The following is a 15629-nucleotide window of genomic DNA, read 5'->3' as shown; positions in this document are numbered from 1 at the left end:
CTCAGAGGCCGCCGACATCGTGTTCACATGACCACGACCTCGCCCAAGGGGCGCACCGAACTGCTGAGGCCGGACGGAAGCCCCGTCCGCGTGCTGGTGGTGGACGACGAGCTGTCGATCACCGAGCTGCTCTCCATGGCCCTGCGCTACGAGGGATGGCAGATCCGCAGTGCCGGCGACGGCACCGGCGCGATCCGGACCGCCCGCGACTTCCGCCCCGACGCCGTCGTCCTGGACATGATGCTGCCCGACATGGACGGGCTGTCCGTGCTCGGGCGGCTGCGGCGCGAACTGCCGGACGTGCCGGTGCTGTTCCTGACCGCCAAGGACGCCGTCGAGGACCGGATCGCCGGGCTCACGGCGGGCGGCGACGACTACGTCACCAAGCCGTTCAGCCTGGAGGAGGTCGTCGCCCGGCTGCGCGGCCTGATACGGCGCTCCGGCGCCGCCGACCGCCGTGCGGAGTCCCTGCTGGTCGTCGGGGACCTCACCCTCGACGAGGACAGTCACGAGGTGACCCGTGCCGGGGACGACATCCATCTGACCGCGACCGAGTTCGAGCTGCTGCGGTTCCTGATGCGCAATCCGCGCCGCGTGCTCAGCAAGGCGCAGATCCTCGACCGGGTGTGGTCGTACGACTTCGGCGGTCAGGCCAATGTCGTCGAGCTGTACATCTCCTATCTGCGGCGGAAGATCGACGCCGGGCGCGAGCCGATGATCCACACGCGGCGTGGCGCCGGGTATCTGATCAAACCCGCGGCGTCATGAGCGGACGGCGACGGCAGCGGACGCAGCGGCAGACGGGCGGGCGGCTAACAGGCAAGCCGCGCACGCTGCGGACGCGGCTCGTCGTCGCGTCCGTGGTGCTGATCGCCGTGGTCTGCGCGGTGATCGGAACGGTGACGACGCTGGCGCTCAGCTCCCACCTGTACGAGCAGCTGGACGGGCAACTCGACGGGGCCGCCTCCCGGGCCGCGCTCAGCCCGCCCCGGGAGCCCGGCGACGACGGGGCCGGCGGGCCCGCGAAGAACAAGGTGGAGAGTCTCACCGACTTCGTCACCAGGGGGCCGCAGCCGGGCGGCACGGTCGCCGCCAAGATCGAGGGCGGCCGGATCACCGAGTCCGCGTACGGCGTCTCCCAGGACAACTACCAGATGACCTCCCGGTCGCTGAACTCCGCGCAGCGAGCCGCCCTCGCCTCCGTGCCCCGGGTCGAGGAGACGCCGCGGACCGTCGACCTCCCCGGCCTCGGTGAGTACCGGGTCGAGTACAAGAGCGGTGACAAGGGCAGCTACTACGTGGCCATCCCGACCACGGGCGTCACCAACACCATCAACACCCTCGTCCTGGTCGAGATCAGCGTCACCGGCGCCGGTCTCGCCGCCGCCGGTCTGGCCGGTTCCGTCCTGGTCGGCGTCGCCACCCGCCCCCTGCGCCGGGTCGCCGCCACCGCCACCCGGGTCTCCGAACTGCCCCTGCACACCGGCGAGGTGCGGCTCAGCGAGCGGGTTCCCGACTCCGAGACCGACCCCCACACCGAGGTCGGCCAGGTCGGGGCCGCGCTCAACCGGATGCTGGACCATGTCCACGGGGCGCTGCACGCACGGCAGCAGAGCGAGACGCGCGTGCGGCAGTTCGTCGCCGACGCCAGTCACGAGCTGCGCACCCCCCTCGCCTCCATCCGCGGGTACGCCGAACTCACCCGGCGGGGACGCGAACAGGTCGGCCCCGACACCCGGCACGCCCTGGGCCGGATCGAGTCAGAGGCCGGGCGCATGACCCTCCTCGTCGAGGACCTGCTGCTGCTCGCCCGGCTGGATGCCGGACGGCCGCTCCGGTTCGAGCGGACCGATCTCGTCCCGCTCGTCGTGGACACCATCAGCGACGCCCGGGCGGCCGGCCAGGACCACAACTGGCGGCTCGATCTGCCCGACGAGCCCGCGCTCGTCTCGGCGGACGCGGCCCGGCTGCAACAGGTGCTCGTCAACCTGCTCGGCAACGCGCGCACCCACACACCGCCCGGCACGACCGTCACCGCACGCGTGCAGCGCCGCCAACGATGGCTGTGCGTGGAGGTCGAGGACAACGGGCAGGGCATTCCCGCCGAGTTGCTCCCGCACGTCTTCGAGCGGTTCGCGCGGGGCGACTCCGCGCGCTCGCGCTCCACCGGCTCGACCGGGCTCGGCCTCGCCATCGTGCAGGCCGTGGCGACCGCCCACGGCGGTGCCGTGACCGTCGACAGCGTGCCCGGGCGGACCGTGTTCACGGTGCACCTGCCCGCGCTGCCGCCCGAGCCGGAGCCCGACATGAGCCGGCAGGGGCAGTCACAGGCACGCCACAGCGTCACCACATGGGCACGACAGGGCGCCTGACGACAGTCGGTGCCATGCGAACCGACTCTTCTCCCGGCACCCTGCCGGCGCGGGAGCACCTCCCGGCCGCACCAGCCGGTACGCCTGTCCTGGACGTAGTGATCCCCGTCTACAACGAGGAGAAGGACCTCCAGCCGTGCGTGCGCCGGCTGCACGAGCACCTGACCCGCACGTTCCCCTACGCGTTCCGCATCACGGTCGCGGACAACGCCTCCACGGACACCACCCGGCAGGTGGCCGGGCGGCTGGCGGCGGAGATTGCCGAGGTCACCACCTTCCGCCTGGAGCAGAAGGGCCGCGGCCGGGCTCTGCGGGCCGCCTGGTCGGCCTCGGACGCCCCGGTCCTCGCCTACATGGACGTGGACCTGTCCACCGACCTCAACGCCCTGCTCCCGCTGGTGGCCCCGCTGATCTCCGGCCATTCGGACCTCGCGATCGGCTCCCGGCTGGCCCGCAGTTCACGGGTGGTGCGCGGCCCCAAGCGGGAGTTCATCAGCCGGGCCTACAACCTCATCCTGCGCGGCTCGCTCCAGGCGCGGTTCTCCGACGCCCAGTGCGGCTTCAAGGCGATCCGCCGGGACGTGGCGCAGGTGCTGCTGCCCCTGGTAGAGGACACCGGCTGGTTCTTCGACACCGAGATGCTGGTGCTCGCCGAGCGCGCCGGGCTCAGAATCCACGAGGTGCCGGTCGACTGGGTCGACGACCCCGACTCGACCGTCCACATCGTCAGGACCGCCACCGACGACCTCAAGGGCGTGTGGCGGATCGGCAGGGCGCTGGCCACCGGCTCGCTGCCGCTGGACCGGCTCGCCCGGCCGTTCGGCGACGACCCCCGCGACCGTGACATCACGGACGTGCCGAGGGGACTGGCCCGCCAGCTCGTCGGGTTCTGTGTGGTCGGCGTCCTGTCCACCCTCTTCTACCTGCTGCTCTACAGCGGCTTCCGGGTCTTCACCGGTTCCCAGGTCGCCAACGCCCTCGCCCTGCTGGTCTCGGCGGTCGCCAACACCGCGGCCAACCGGAGACTCACCTTCGGGGTACGCGGGCGCGGCGGAGCCGTACGGCACCAGGCGCAGGGCCTGGTGGTCTTCGGTATCGGACTCGCCCTGACCAGTGGCTCGCTCGCGGCACTGAACGCGGCGACCTCCGAGCCCGCGCACTCCACCGAACTGGCCGTCCTCATCGCGGCCAACCTCGCGGCGACCGTGCTGCGCTTCCTGCTCTTCCGGGCCTGGGTGTTCCCGGACCGGCGCGAGGACGGCACACCGGCGGCAGTCCCGTACGGCACCACTCCGTACGGCACCACTCCGTACGGCACCGCTCCGGGCGACGCCACGGTGGCCGACCCCTGCGACACCCCTTCGCTCCGCGCCGGTGACGCCGCGGACTCCTGGCGGGACCGGACCGTGCAGCTGTTGCCGGTGCGTCCGCACGACACCGATGCGAGGAACGCGCGATGACCGTCCACTTCGACCAGCGGAGCGGCGGCACCGCCGCGCGCCCCGGGACCCGGACGCGCCCGCCCGGACCGCCGCCCTCCCCGCAGGACGGTGAGCCCGTACGGCCCCTGGCGCGGCGCCTGTGGCACGGCCGGCCCGAGGACCCCCGCTGGGCCCGCCCGGCCCTCCTCGCCCTGCTGCTGGCGACGGCCGTCCTCTACCTCTACGACCTGAGCGCCTCCGGCTACGCCAACTCCTTCTACTCGGCGGCCGTACAGGCGGGCAGCCAGTCCTGGAAGGCGTTCTTCTTCGGCTCGCTCGACGCGGCGAACGCCATCACCGTCGACAAACCCCCGGCCGCCCTGTGGCCCATGGCCCTGTCCGTACGGCTCTTCGGCCTCGGCTCCTGGGCGATATTGGCGCCCGAGGCCCTCATGGGCGTCGCCACGGTGGCCGTCGTGTACGCGGCCGTGCGCCGCCGGTTCAGCCCCGCGGCCGGTCTGATCGCGGGGGCCGTGCTCGCGCTCACCCCCGTCGCGGCGCTGATGTTCCGCTTCAACAACCCCGACGCGATGCTGGCCCTGCTGATGGCGGTGGCCTGCTGGGCCGTCATCCGGGCGCTGGAGGACGGCCGCACGAAGTGGCTGCTGTGGGCCGGTGCCGCGATCGGCTTCGCCTTCCTCGCCAAGACGCTCCAGGCCTTCCTGATCCTGCCGCCGCTCGCCCTCGTGTATGGCTTCTGCGCCCCGGTGCCGGTGAGGAAGCGGATCGGGCAACTCGCCGCCGGGCTCGCCGCGATCGTCGTCTCCGGCGGCTGGTGGGTCGCGATCGTCGAGCTCTGGCCCGCGTCCTCCCGCCCGTACATCGGCGGCTCGCAGAACAACAGCTTCCTGAACCTGACCTTCGGCTACAACGGCCTGGGCCGCCTGAACGGCGACGAGACCGGCAGCGTCGGCGGCGGTGGCGGCGGCAACGGCGGCGGAGCCTGGGGCGAGACCGGCTGGGGCCGGCTGTTCGGCTCCTCCCTCGGCGGGCAGATCTCCTGGCTGATCCCGGCCGCGCTGATCCTGCTCGTCGCGGGCCTGGTGGCCACGGGCAGGGCCCGCCGGGCCTCGGCGACCCGGGGCGCGTTCCTGGTGTGGGGCGGCGCGCTGCTCACCACCATGCTGGTCTTCAGCTATATGCGGGGCATCTTCCACGAGTACTACACGGTCGCTCTCGCCCCCTACCTCGCCCCGCTGATCGGCATGGGCGCGACGCTGCTCTGGGAGAGGCGCCACAAGGTGTGGGCCTCGCTGACCCTGGCGACCGCCATGACGGCGACCGCCGCCTGGGGATACGTCCTGCTCAACCGCTCCTCCGACTACCTGCCCTGGCTCAAGTGGCTCGTCCTGGCCGGCGGTCTGACGGCGGCTCTCGGTCTGGTCTTCGCCGGGAGGCTGGGGCGCTGGCCGGCCCTCGCAGCGGCCGGTCTCGGCCTCGTCGCCGCGCTGGCCGGTCCGGCGGCGTACACCCTCACCACCGTGAACGAGGGGCACACCGGCTCGATCGTCACGGCGGGCCCGTCGGTCGCGGGTGGCCGCGGCGGACCGGGCGGTGGCGGCGGACCGGGTGGCGGCGGCTTCCCCGGCCGCGGCCAGAACCAGCGGAACGGCAACGGCAACACCCAGGGTCAGCAGGGCAACGGCTTCCCCGGCCGAGGCGGCTTCCCGGGCCAGAACCCACAGGGCCAGGGCCAGAACCAGCCGAACGGCGACGGTGGCCGCACGGGCGGGATGGGCGGCATGCGCGGCGGTGGTGTCGGTGGCCTCCTCAACGGCGCGAGCGTCAGCTCCGAGGCCAAGAAGCTCCTGGAGACCGACGCCGACCGGTACACCTGGGCCGCTGCGGCCATCGGCGCCCAGAACGCGGCGAGTTACCAGCTGTCCACCGGCGACCCGGTGATGGCCGTCGGCGGCTTCAACGGGACGGACCCGTCGCCGACCCTCGCCCAGTTCAAGCAGTACGTGGCGGACGGAAAGATCCACTACTTCATCGCCTCGGGCGGCATGGGCGGCGGCATGGGCGGTGGCAGCGACGGCACCTCCTCCCGGATCACCTCCTGGGTCGAGGCCACCTTCAAGAAGGTCACGGTCGGTTCGAGCACCTTCTACGACCTCACGCAGAAGGCGAGCGGCTGACACGTCCCCGAGCGGACGAAGGGCGGTGGCCGAAAGCCACCGCCCTTCGCCGGGTCCGCCGAAACTCCGTTGTACGCCGTATAGGAACTGTTCTACGGTGTACAGCATGACGACGTCCCCCCAGGAACAGGCCCCGCCGCACACCGTTCAGGGCGGCCACCCCCAGCGCTGGCTGATCCTCGGTGTCATCTGCCTCGCGCAGCTCACCGTGCTGCTCGACAACACGATCCTCAACGTGGCCATCCCCTCGCTCACCCGCGAGATGGACGCCTCGACCGCCGACGTCCAGTGGATGATGAACGCCTACTCCCTGGTGCAGTCCGGCCTGCTCCTCACCGCGGGCAACTCCGCCGACCGCTACGGCCGCAAGCTGATGCTGATGTCGGGCCTGGCGATCTTCGGGGTGGGCTCGCTGGCGGCCGGCCTGTCCCAGAGCCCGGCCCAGCTGATCGCGGCCCGCGCGGGCATGGGCGTCGGCGGTGCGCTGCTGATGACCACGACCCTCGCCGTCGTCGTGCAGATCTTCGACGACCAGGAGCGCGTGAAGGCCATCGCGCTGTGGTCGACGGTCAGTTCGCTCGGCTTCGCGGCCGGGCCGCTGATCGGCGGCGTGATGCTCAACCACTTCTGGTGGGGCGCCATCTTCCTGATCAACATCCCGGTCGCCGTGCTCGGCCTGGTCGCGGTCGCCGCGCTGGTACCGGAGTCGAAGCACAAGGCGGGCGATCGGCCCGACCTGGTCGGCGCGGTCCTGTCGACCATCGGCATGACCTCCGTGGTGTACGCGATCATCACCGGCCCCGAGCACGGCTGGACCTCCGCGCAGGTGCTGGTCTCCGCGCTGATCGGCGCGGCCGTCCTCGCCCTCTTCGTGACGTGGGAACTGCGCGCCGAGCACCCGATGCTCGACATGCACTTCTTCCGCAACCAGAAGTTCGTGGGCGCGGTCGCGGGCGCGATCCTCGTGGCGTTCGGCATGACGGGCTCGCTGTTCCTGCTCACCCAGCACCTCCAGTTCGTCCTCGGGTACGAGCCGCTGGACGCCGGGCTGCGGACGGCGCCGCTGGCGTTGACCGTCGTCGCGCTCAACTTCACGGGCGTCGGGGCGAAGCTGGTGCTGAAGGCCGGTACACCGGCGGCCATCGCGCTCGGCATGACCCTGGTGTCCGCGGGGCTCGCGGCGATCGCCCTGCTCGGTGGACACGGGTACGGCGGGACGCTGCTGGGACTGGTCGTGATGGGTGCGGGTGTGGCGCTGTCGATGCCGGCGATGGCCAACGCGATCATGGGGGCGATCCCGCCGGAGAAGGCCGGGGTGGGAGCGGGGATCAACGGAACCCTCGCCGAGTTCGGCAACGGGCTGGGCGTCGCCGTGCTCGGTGCGGTGCTCAACGCCCGGTTCGCCTCGCTGGTCGCCGTGTCCGCGGCGTCGCTGCCTGCGGCGCTGGCGGCGGCCGGCAGTGCCGAGGAGAAGGCACGCATCTCCGATGCGTTCGCCTCCGGTCTTGAGACCAGTCAGCTGGTGGGGGCGGTTGCCGTGCTGGCCGGTGGACTGGTCGCGGCCGGGTTGTTGCGGCGGGCCGAGCGGGCAGAGTCCGTCTAGGAGCTCGGGGTGCGGGGTCGTCGTGCGGCTGCGGGCGCGCCTTGGTTGACCGCGCGGTTCCCCGCGCCCCTTCCGGGGCGCCTGGCATGATCGGCGTTCGAAAGCAGAGGAAGGTGCGCCATGGCGAAAGCCGCCCGGCAGGATCAGCCGCGGTCCAGTGTCTGGCTGGAGGGCAAGGCGCACCGGCGGCGCGGTGGCGGCCAGCCCTCGGGGCTGGACCGGGCGCGCATCATCGACGTCACCGTACGGCTGCTGGACGCCGAGGGGCTGCCGAAGTTCTCCATGCGGCGGCTCGCCGGGGAGCTGGACGTCACCGCGATGTCCGTCTACTGGTACGTCGACACCAAGGACGACCTGCTCGAACTGGCCTTGGACCAGGTCATGGGAGAGGTGCGGCTGCCCGATCCGGACGCCGGTGAGGACTGGCGGGACCAGGTGCGGGCGCTCGCCCGGGAGTACCGGACGCTGCTGGTGCGCCACCCCTGGGTGTCCGCGCTGGTGGGGGTCTTCCTCAACATCGGCCCCAACAACCTGGCGTTCTCACGGGTGGTGCAGCGCGTCGTCCGCAGGACGGGACTGCCCGCGAAGCGCATGACGAGCACGATCTCGGCCGTCTTCCAGTTCGTCTACGGCTACGGCACCCTGGAGGGCCATCTCGCCTCCAGGGCGGCCGCCGGCGGCCTGAGCGTGGACGAGTACTTCCAGCAGGCCCTGAACACCGTGACCGCTGCCCCGCAGGCCGCCGAGGTGCTCCAGGAGTCCCGGGAGATCATGGCGGCGCGCGGCGGTGACACGGTCGCCGAGATGCTGGAGCGTGACTTCGAGTTCGCGCTGGAACTGCTGATCGCGGGCATCGAGGCGATGGTCGTCCGCGAGCGGCAGGTCTCCGGGGAGGAAGCGGCCCCCGAAGCCGTCGAAGCCCCCCAAGCCCCCGAAGCTCCGGCAGCCCCCGAAGCCCCCGGGGAGAGCTGACCTACTCCCCCTCCACCAGCCGCGCCGGGAACCCCCCGGTCGCCACCGGCCCCCACCGCTCCGGCGTGATCCGGATGATCGACTTGCCCTGCTTGACCATGGCGGCCCGGTACTCGTCCCAGTCGGGGTGCTCCCCGGCGATGTTCCGGTAGTACTCCACGAGCGGTTCGACCGAGTCGGGGGAGTCGATGACCTCGGCCGTGCCGTCGATCTGGACCCAGGGGCCGTTCCAGTCGTCGCTGAGCACGAGCAGGCTCACCCGCGGGTCCCGCTTGGCGTTGCGGGTCTTGGCGCGCTCCGGGTACGTGGAGACCACGATCCGGCCGGAGTCGTCGACCCCGCAGGTCAGCGGGGAACTCTGGGGGCTGCCGTCGGCCCGCCGGGTCAGCAGGACGGCGTGGTGCCGGGGCCGGACGAAGTCGAGCAACTCGTCGCGGGAGACGCGGGTGTTCGTCGCGATGTTCGGTGCCATGCCCGGCAGCCTACGACGCGATGGCTTCGTCGAGGTTGTCGTACACGGGCACGTCCCGGCGCAGGCCGGTCAGCTCCAGGACACGGCTCGTGATCCCCTCCGGGCGGGCGACCAGGCGCACTCGGGCCCCCGGGCGCAGCCGGTGCCGCACCTCGTTGATGAGGCGGACGCCCTGGGAGTCCATGAAGGAGGTCTCGCTCAGGTCGAGGACGAGGATCTCCAGCCCGTCACCCCGGGCCCGGGCCGCGGACATGACGAGCGGCAGCAGCTCCGCCGCGTTGCAGTAGTCGATCTCGGGGGGCAGGGCGAGATGGACGCGGCCCGGGAGGCCGCGGTGTTCTGTGGGATTCGTGAAGAAGGTCACGGCACTCACCTGGCAGACGTTCGTCCGGATTCCGGTAAGGCCGCTTCCTGACCCGTCGGGCCATTCCATCATGCGTGGGGCGGGTGGAGGAAGCGCGCCCGCGGCGGCGTCGGCCGGACGACACCTGGAAGCAACCGAGCAGTTAGAGTGCTGTCCGTCCTGTGCTCGCAGTCGGGAATGTGCTGCGGAGCTCTCCTGCGCACGGCCATGGCCGTGCATGCCGAAGAGGTTCGTGGTGGCTGCGTCCGAGTTTCCTGATTTGCCCCGTTATCCGGCTGGCGCCGAGCTGGCCGAAGCCCTGACGGTGGCGTCTCAGCAACTGCACGAAACCCCCACGCCGCACAGCACGCTCCGCACGGCGGTCCGGCTGGCGGTGCACCTCATGCCGGGCGCCGAGCACGCCGGCATCTCCGTGATCGAGCGCGGCACCACCCTTCGCACCCTGGCCTGGACCGACGAGGTCGTGCGCGCCGCCGAGGCCCGGCACACCGGCCGCGAACAGCACGGCCTGTGGGACCGGTTGTGGAACAGTCCCGTGGCGCGGATGACGGACAGCGAGGCGGACGACGGCGGGGACGTGCTGGCGGACCTGGGACTGCGCTCGGCGCTGTCCCTGCGGCTGCGCTCCGACCGCCGCCGGCTGACCGTGCTCACGGCCTACGCGAGCAAGCCGGGCGCCTTCGACGAGGACGCGACCCGCGTCGGCCGGCTGTTCACCGCGCACGTCAGCATCGCCCTGGACTCCGCGACCGTGCGCGAGCAGCTGACCGAGGCCATGCGCACCCGCGACCTGATCGGCCAGGCCACCGGCATCCTCATGGAACGCCAGGGCATCGACGCCACGGCGGCCTTCGAGAGCCTGGTGCGCGCCTCGCAGCGGGAGAACGTGAAGCTGCGCGATCTCGCCCGCCGGATCGTCGGCGCTCACAACACCCCCTGAGGTGGAGTGAATTACGGAGAAGGCGTGTTCGGATGATGACGGGATATCCGTACGGTCATGAGTTCCGAGACGTCCGACACTCTGGACCAGGCAATGGTGCGCAGCAATGGGCTCGACACCCTGCTGCGTGATCTGACCGACCGCGCGGTACAGGAGGTGCCCGGCGCCGTCGCGTGCAGCATCACCGTGCGCCGCGCCGGCCGGCTGCTCACCCTGGCCGGCAGCGACGGCATGCCCAGCGGCCTGGACCTGCGACAGTACGAGAACGGCTCGGGGCCCTGCGTCGACGCGGCCGAGACCGGTGAGGAGCAGTACGCCCCCGATCTGGCGGCGGAGTCCCGCTGGCCGTCGTACACGGAGTACGCCCTGTCCACCGGGGTGCGCTGTGTGCTGGCGGTGCCGGTGGCCGTCGAGGGCGAGAACGGCGCCGCGATCAACTTCTACGGGGAGCGCGCGGAGGAACTGGGCACGGGCCGGGAGGCGGCCCGTGCCTTCGCGGCCAGGGCGGGGGACGCGATCGCCATGGCGGTGCGCATCGAGAGCCGGCGGCAGTCCGCCGCCGATGTGCGCACCGCGCTGCTCTCCCGCAGCGTCATCGACCAGGCGATCGGCATCCTGATGGCCCGGGAGCGGATCGACGCCCGCAACGCGCTGGAGCGGCTGCGCCGGGTCTCGCAGGACCGCAACGTCAAACTGCGTGACCTGTGCGGCCAGTTGGTGGCCAGAGTGGCCACGGTGGAGTCACGCCGCCGGCAGTGACCCGCCCTGCACGGCCTGGATGTCCAGCTCCACCTTCAGCGTGGTGCCGATCGCGGCGATACCCGCCTGGAGGACCTGGTTGTAGTTCATCGCGAAGTCCTCGCGCCGCAGTTGGGTGGTGGCGCGGAACGCCGCGCGGGTGCCGCCCCACGGGTCCGGACCCGTGCCGAGGTAGGCCAGGTCGAGGTCCACGGGCCGTACGACCCCGTGCATGCCCAGCTCGCCGCGGACGGTCCAGCGGTCCGACCCGGTGGCCGTCAGCCCCGTCGACCGGAAGGTGATCTCCGGGAACCGCTCGACGTCCAGGAAGTCCGGCGACCTCAGGTGCTCGTCGCGCATGCCGTTGCCGGTGTCGACGGACGCGGCCCGGATCACCGCCTCCACCCGCGAGGTGGTGACGTCGTCCGGGGCGATCTCGATCGAGCCGGAGAACTCGGTGAACCGGCCGTGCACGCTGGAGATGCCCAGGTGCTGTGCCACGGCGGCCACGCTGGAGTGCACCGGGTCGATCGTCCACGGTCCCGGCGGCGGCAGTTCGGTGCCGCCCTGGCGGGCCAGCGTCACCGGACCGACCTCGGCCCGCCCACTCGCCGTGACGATCACACTGGAGGCCGCGGGCGCGTACCCGACGGCCGTGACGATGACGGTGTACGCCCCCGGCTCCAACGGCGTGGCGTCCCGTACGGCGCCCTCCGCGTCCGCCTCGGCCCGCAGCACCTGCGCGCCGGTCATGTCCGCCACCGTGACGACCGCGTGCGACACGGCCCATCCGTCCCGGGTACGGATCCTCGCGGTCAGTCCCATCTCAGCTGCTCCTCAGAAAGAAACCGGCCCGCGACAGGGGGCGCACCTCCGCTCGGAGCGCGCCCGCCCGTCGCGGGCCGGGGTCCGTACTACTCGCCGGGGTGGGCGAGTTCGATGTCGTGGGCGTCGGCGCCGCTGCCGGTCACCGTCAGGGCGGTGGCCACCGGCGGGTAGCCGGTCGCGATGACGGTGTACTCGCCGCCGTCCAGGTCGGTGAAGGCGTACGCCCCGTCCGTCCCGGTCGTGGCCGAGCCGACGACGTTGCCCGCCTGGTCGACCAGCGTCACCCGGGCATCGGCCAGCGGGCCGTGCGGGGCGCGGACGACACCCTGGACACGGGCACCGGCGTCCAGGTCGATCTCGACCCGGGTGACCCCGGTGCCGCCCACCTCGACGGGCAGGGCACGCGGCCGGTATCCGGCGGCGTTCACCGCGACGGTCACCGCCCCGGGCACCAGCTCGGCGAAGGAGAACTCGCCCTGCTCACCCGTGGTCGCGTTGGCCAGCAGGTCTCCGCGCACGTCGGTCACGATGACCATGGCGTCCCGCACGGGCTGCCCGTCCCCGGCGGCCCGCACCAGGCCGGTCAGTCCGCTGGTGCCGCTGAGCAGGATGTCGTAGGCGACCGGCTCGCCGTTCACCACGATCGTGGACGCCTGCGGCTGGAAGCCGTCGGCCGAGGCGATCAGGACGTACGAGCCGGAGCCCGGTGCGTCCACCGCGTACGAGCCGTCGGCCTGCGCCACGGACCGGCCCAGCTGGCGCCCGGCCAGCGAGATCAGCGTGACGGCGGCCTGCGGCACGGGCGCGGACTCGGCGCCGCGGACGAAACCGCGGACCGGGACACCGCCCCCACCGGACGCGGACTCCGCGGCCGGAGCCACCGTGGCGACGGCGGCGAGCCGCTGCGTCCCCTCGGGTCCGGTCCCGTCCTGCGCGGTCTCGGCCGCGGCCCAGCTCGGTGCGGCCTTCTCGGCGGTGGGAGCCTCGGCGGCCGGTGCGGCCGGAGTCACGGCGGGCGCCTGCGCTTCGGCGGCCTGCGCCAGCCCGCCCCGGGTCTTCAACGGGACCTCCTTGATGAACAGCGCCACCAGCAGCGCGACCAGCGCCATCGGCGCCGAGTAGAGGAACACGTCCGCGACACCGTGGCCGTAGGCGCTCTCCACGACGGTGCGGATCGGCGCGGGCATCGTGCTCAGGTCGGGGATGCCGCCGCCGCCCGTGCCGGCGTGACCGAGGGCCGCGCCCTTCGGGCCGAGGTCGGTCAGGCCGTCCTTGACGTAGTCGGTGATCCGGTTGCCCAGCACCGCGCCCAGGGCGGAGACGCCCACCGCACCGCCGAGGGAGCGGAAGAAGGTCACCGTGGAGCTGGCGGCACCCAGGTCGCCCGGCTCCACCTGGTTCTGCGTGCACAGCACCAGGTTCTGCATCATCATGCCGATGCCGAGACCGAGCAGCGCCATGAAGATCGCTATGTGCCAGTACTCGGTGTCGTACCGGATCGTGCCCAGCAGGCCCAGGCCCGCCGTCACCAGCACACCGCCGGCGATCAGCCACGCCTTCCAGCGACCGGTCCGGGTGATGACCTGCCCGGAGACGGTGGAGGAGACGAACAGGCCCGCGATCATCGGGATCGTCATGACACCGGACATCGTCGGCGACTTGTCCCGGGCCAGCTGGAAGTACTGGCTGAAGAAGACGGTCCCGGCGAACATCGCGACACCGACGAACAGGGAGGCCACGGAGGCCAGCGTGATGGTGCGGTTGCGGAACAGCCGCAGCGGGATGATCGGCTCGCTCGCCTTGGCCTCGACGAGCACGAACAGCGCCAGCAGCGCCAGCGAACCGCCGACCATCGCGTACGTCTGCCACGACACCCAGTCGTACTTGTCACCGGCGAAGGTGACCCAGACCAGCAGCAGGCAGACGGCCGCCGTGATGAAGAAGGCGCCGGCCCAGTCGACCTTGACCTTCCGCCGGACGACGGGCAGGTGCAGGGTCTTCTGCAGCACGATCAGGGCGATCACCGCGAAGGGCACGCCGACGTAGAAGCACCAGCGCCAGCCGAGCCAGTCGGTGTCGGTGATGACACCGCCGACCAGCGGGCCGCCGACCATGGCGGTGGCGAAGGTGGCCCCGAGGTAGCCGTTGTACCGGCCGCGCTCACGCGGCGAGATCATCGCCGCCATGATGATCTGGGCCAGCGCGGACAGACCGCCCATGCCGATGCCCTGGACCGCGCGGAAGGTGATGAGCATGCCCGGGTTCTGGGACATGCCGGCCGCCGCCGACCCCAGCACGAAGATGACCAGCGCGAACTGGATCAGCAGCTTCTTCGAGAACAGGTCGGCGAGCTTGCCCCACAGCGGGGTGGACGCGGTCATCGTCAGCAGGGACGCGGTGACGACCCAGGTGTAGGCGCTCTGGCCGCCACCGAGGTCGCTGATGATCCGGGGCAGGGCGTTGGAGACGATCGTCGACGACAGGATCGCGACGAACATGCCGAGCAGAAGGCCGGTGAGGGCCTCCATGATCTGCCGGTGCGTCATCGGAGCGCCGTCGCCGGAGGGGCCGTGGGAGCCTCCCCCGTGCTTGGCATGAGCCCGCACACCGGCTGGTGTGGTCGTTGCCATGGGCTTCCTTTTCTTACGTGCTTGCGGGTGTACGGGTGGTCTGGTCGAAAGCGGCCGGAGCGGCCCGGGTCCCGGGCCGGCAGTCGAAGCTCTCGCGCAGCCGCGCCATGAGATCCGTGAGCCGGCCGACCTCTTCGTCGGTCCAGTCGCTCAGGCGCTCGGCGAGGACCTCGGTGGTCCGCCGGGACAGCTCGTCGAGCTGTGTGCGGCCCGCGGGGGTGAGGCGCAGGATGCGTGAGCGTTTGTCGGTGGGGTCGGGGGAGCGTTCGATCCAGCCCCGGTCCACGACGTGCGCGACATGGCGGCTGGTGACCGACATGTCCACCGCGAGCAGCTCGGCGAGCTTGCTCATGCGCATGTCGCCGTGACGGCCCAGCAGGGTCAGAACGGCCGCCGACCCGCCGGGGCACTCGGCGGGCATGATCCGCCCGAGCTCCCGCTTCACGGCGCCGAAGGCGCTGAACTGGCGTACCAGCTCTTCGTACTGCGCCCTGTCGGCCATGACCCCTCCCGCTTTCGTTGCTTAAGGCAACCATAGGAGCTGTTGGTTGCTACAGGCAAATAAAAAGGGCCCGGTCCGGCATAAAAAGTTGGCAAAGGCAAGTATTGCGGGAGTAAATGCGCTGGTGGCGAGCCTGGCGATACGGGTCGGCCGGGACCAAACGGAACGCCAACCCCCACTTGGGGAGCACCGCCGTTTTCGCTAGGGTCTCGGGCCATGGCTAACAACCAGGCCCCGCAGGGCAATCACGACCCCGCCGGCAGCACCCAGATGTTCCGCGCGTTCGTCGACGAGGCCCCGCAGGGCCGTCAGGCGGCGGCCCCTTCCAGCAGCGGCCCGCGCATCGGCCTCATCCTCGGCGTGGTCGTCGCCGTGGCGGTCGTCGCGGCGGTGGCTTGGCTGGCGCTGGCGTAACCGGGGGATCCCTCTCGCCCACCCGTGCCGCCCCTGGCGGGGCGGGTGGCAGCCGTGCGTACGCGACGGTCGGCGGGGCACTCCGCTGCCGCCGGACGACGCGAGGGGCCGGGCCGGAGGTATGCGCCCGCAGCGGTCGGCGCGTCGACGGACGGTCAGCCGGCAGGACACCCCG

The 15629-nt window shown here is 71.8% G+C and carries 14 protein-coding genes; 9 read left to right on the top strand and 5 right to left on the bottom strand.

The window, feature by feature from the left end:
- Window positions 1-27: 27 nt before the first annotated feature.
- The 6 genes from AB0I06_RS26315 to AB0I06_RS26290 all read left to right on the top strand — a co-directional run bounded on the left by AB0I06_RS26315 (window position 28) and on the right by AB0I06_RS26290 (window position 8566).
- On the top strand, window positions 28-768 hold the full coding sequence (locus AB0I06_RS26315) for a response regulator transcription factor (protein ID WP_363121296.1): 741 nt from the start codon (window positions 28-30) through the stop codon (window positions 766-768).
- Window positions 765-2372 carry a HAMP domain-containing sensor histidine kinase gene (locus AB0I06_RS26310; protein ID WP_363121295.1) on the top strand — a complete coding sequence of 536 codons (1608 nt, stop codon included), beginning with the start codon at window positions 765-767 and terminating at the stop codon, window positions 2370-2372. The genes AB0I06_RS26315 and AB0I06_RS26310 overlap by 4 nt, the downstream gene beginning before the upstream one ends.
- A gap of 14 nt (window positions 2373-2386) precedes the next feature.
- Window positions 2387-3832: a bifunctional glycosyltransferase family 2/GtrA family protein gene (locus tag AB0I06_RS26305; RefSeq protein WP_363121294.1), complete on the top strand. Its 1446-nt coding sequence runs from the start codon at window positions 2387-2389 to the stop codon at window positions 3830-3832.
- Window positions 3829-5991 carry a glycosyltransferase family 39 protein gene (locus AB0I06_RS26300; protein WP_363121293.1) on the top strand — a complete coding sequence of 721 codons (2163 nt, stop codon included), beginning with the start codon at window positions 3829-3831 and terminating at the stop codon, window positions 5989-5991. Before AB0I06_RS26305 ends, AB0I06_RS26300 begins: the two co-directional genes overlap by 4 nt.
- 106 nt (window positions 5992-6097) lie before the next feature.
- Entirely contained in the window at window positions 6098-7594 is a 1497-nt protein-coding gene (locus AB0I06_RS26295; RefSeq protein ID WP_363121292.1) for an MFS transporter, read from the top strand.
- 120 nt (window positions 7595-7714) lie between these two features.
- The gene (locus AB0I06_RS26290) at window positions 7715-8566 is read left to right on the top strand and encodes a TetR/AcrR family transcriptional regulator (RefSeq protein WP_363121291.1); all 852 of its coding nucleotides are present in this window, start codon (window positions 7715-7717) and stop codon (window positions 8564-8566) included.
- Window position 8567: 1 nt separating this feature from the next.
- Here the strand turns inward: AB0I06_RS26290 and AB0I06_RS26285 are convergent, their stop codons facing one another.
- Together AB0I06_RS26285 and AB0I06_RS26280 are read right to left on the bottom strand one after the other, a co-directional pair.
- Entirely contained in the window at window positions 8568-9038 is a 471-nt protein-coding gene (locus tag AB0I06_RS26285) for a PPOX class F420-dependent oxidoreductase (RefSeq protein ID WP_363121290.1), read from the bottom strand.
- 10 nt (window positions 9039-9048) lie between these two features.
- Window positions 9049-9411, bottom strand: coding sequence for an STAS domain-containing protein (locus AB0I06_RS26280; protein ID WP_363121289.1), 363 nt, complete (start codon window positions 9409-9411; stop codon window positions 9049-9051).
- Between the two features lie 208 nt (window positions 9412-9619).
- Between AB0I06_RS26280 and AB0I06_RS26275 the strand changes: the two genes are divergently transcribed.
- Both AB0I06_RS26275 and AB0I06_RS26270 read left to right on the top strand, forming a co-directional pair.
- Window positions 9620-10342 (top strand): ANTAR domain-containing protein, encoded by a 723-nt coding sequence (locus AB0I06_RS26275; protein ID WP_363121288.1) that lies wholly within the window; start codon window positions 9620-9622, stop codon window positions 10340-10342.
- A gap of 57 nt (window positions 10343-10399) precedes the next feature.
- Window positions 10400-11101 carry a GAF and ANTAR domain-containing protein gene (locus AB0I06_RS26270; protein WP_363121287.1) on the top strand — a complete coding sequence of 234 codons (702 nt, stop codon included), beginning with the start codon at window positions 10400-10402 and terminating at the stop codon, window positions 11099-11101.
- Here AB0I06_RS26270 and AB0I06_RS26265 read toward each other — a convergent pair.
- The 3 genes from AB0I06_RS26265 to AB0I06_RS26255 all read right to left on the bottom strand — a co-directional run bounded on the left by AB0I06_RS26265 (window position 11084) and on the right by AB0I06_RS26255 (window position 15040).
- Window positions 11084-11905, bottom strand: coding sequence for a YceI family protein (locus tag AB0I06_RS26265; protein WP_363121286.1), 822 nt, complete (start codon window positions 11903-11905; stop codon window positions 11084-11086). The genes AB0I06_RS26270 and AB0I06_RS26265 overlap by 18 nt on opposite strands.
- Window positions 11906-11994: 89 nt before the next feature.
- Window positions 11995-14538: an MFS transporter gene (locus tag AB0I06_RS26260; RefSeq protein ID WP_363121285.1), complete on the bottom strand. Its 2544-nt coding sequence runs from the start codon at window positions 14536-14538 to the stop codon at window positions 11995-11997.
- Window positions 14539-14551: 13 nt separating this feature from the next.
- Entirely contained in the window at window positions 14552-15040 is a 489-nt protein-coding gene (locus tag AB0I06_RS26255; RefSeq protein ID WP_363121284.1) for a MarR family transcriptional regulator, read from the bottom strand.
- Window positions 15041-15256: 216 nt separating this feature from the next.
- Here AB0I06_RS26255 and AB0I06_RS26250 point away from each other — a divergent pair, with 216 nt between their 5' ends.
- Entirely contained in the window at window positions 15257-15454 is a 198-nt protein-coding gene (locus tag AB0I06_RS26250; RefSeq protein ID WP_363121283.1) for a hypothetical protein, read from the top strand.
- Window positions 15455-15629 lie beyond the last annotated feature (175 nt).

The sequence above is a fragment of the Streptomyces sp. NPDC050674 genome (genome assembly GCF_040654575.1).
Classification (GTDB): domain Bacteria; phylum Actinomycetota; class Actinomycetes; order Streptomycetales; family Streptomycetaceae; genus Streptomyces.
This window is presented reverse-complemented; position numbering and strand designations above follow the sequence as displayed.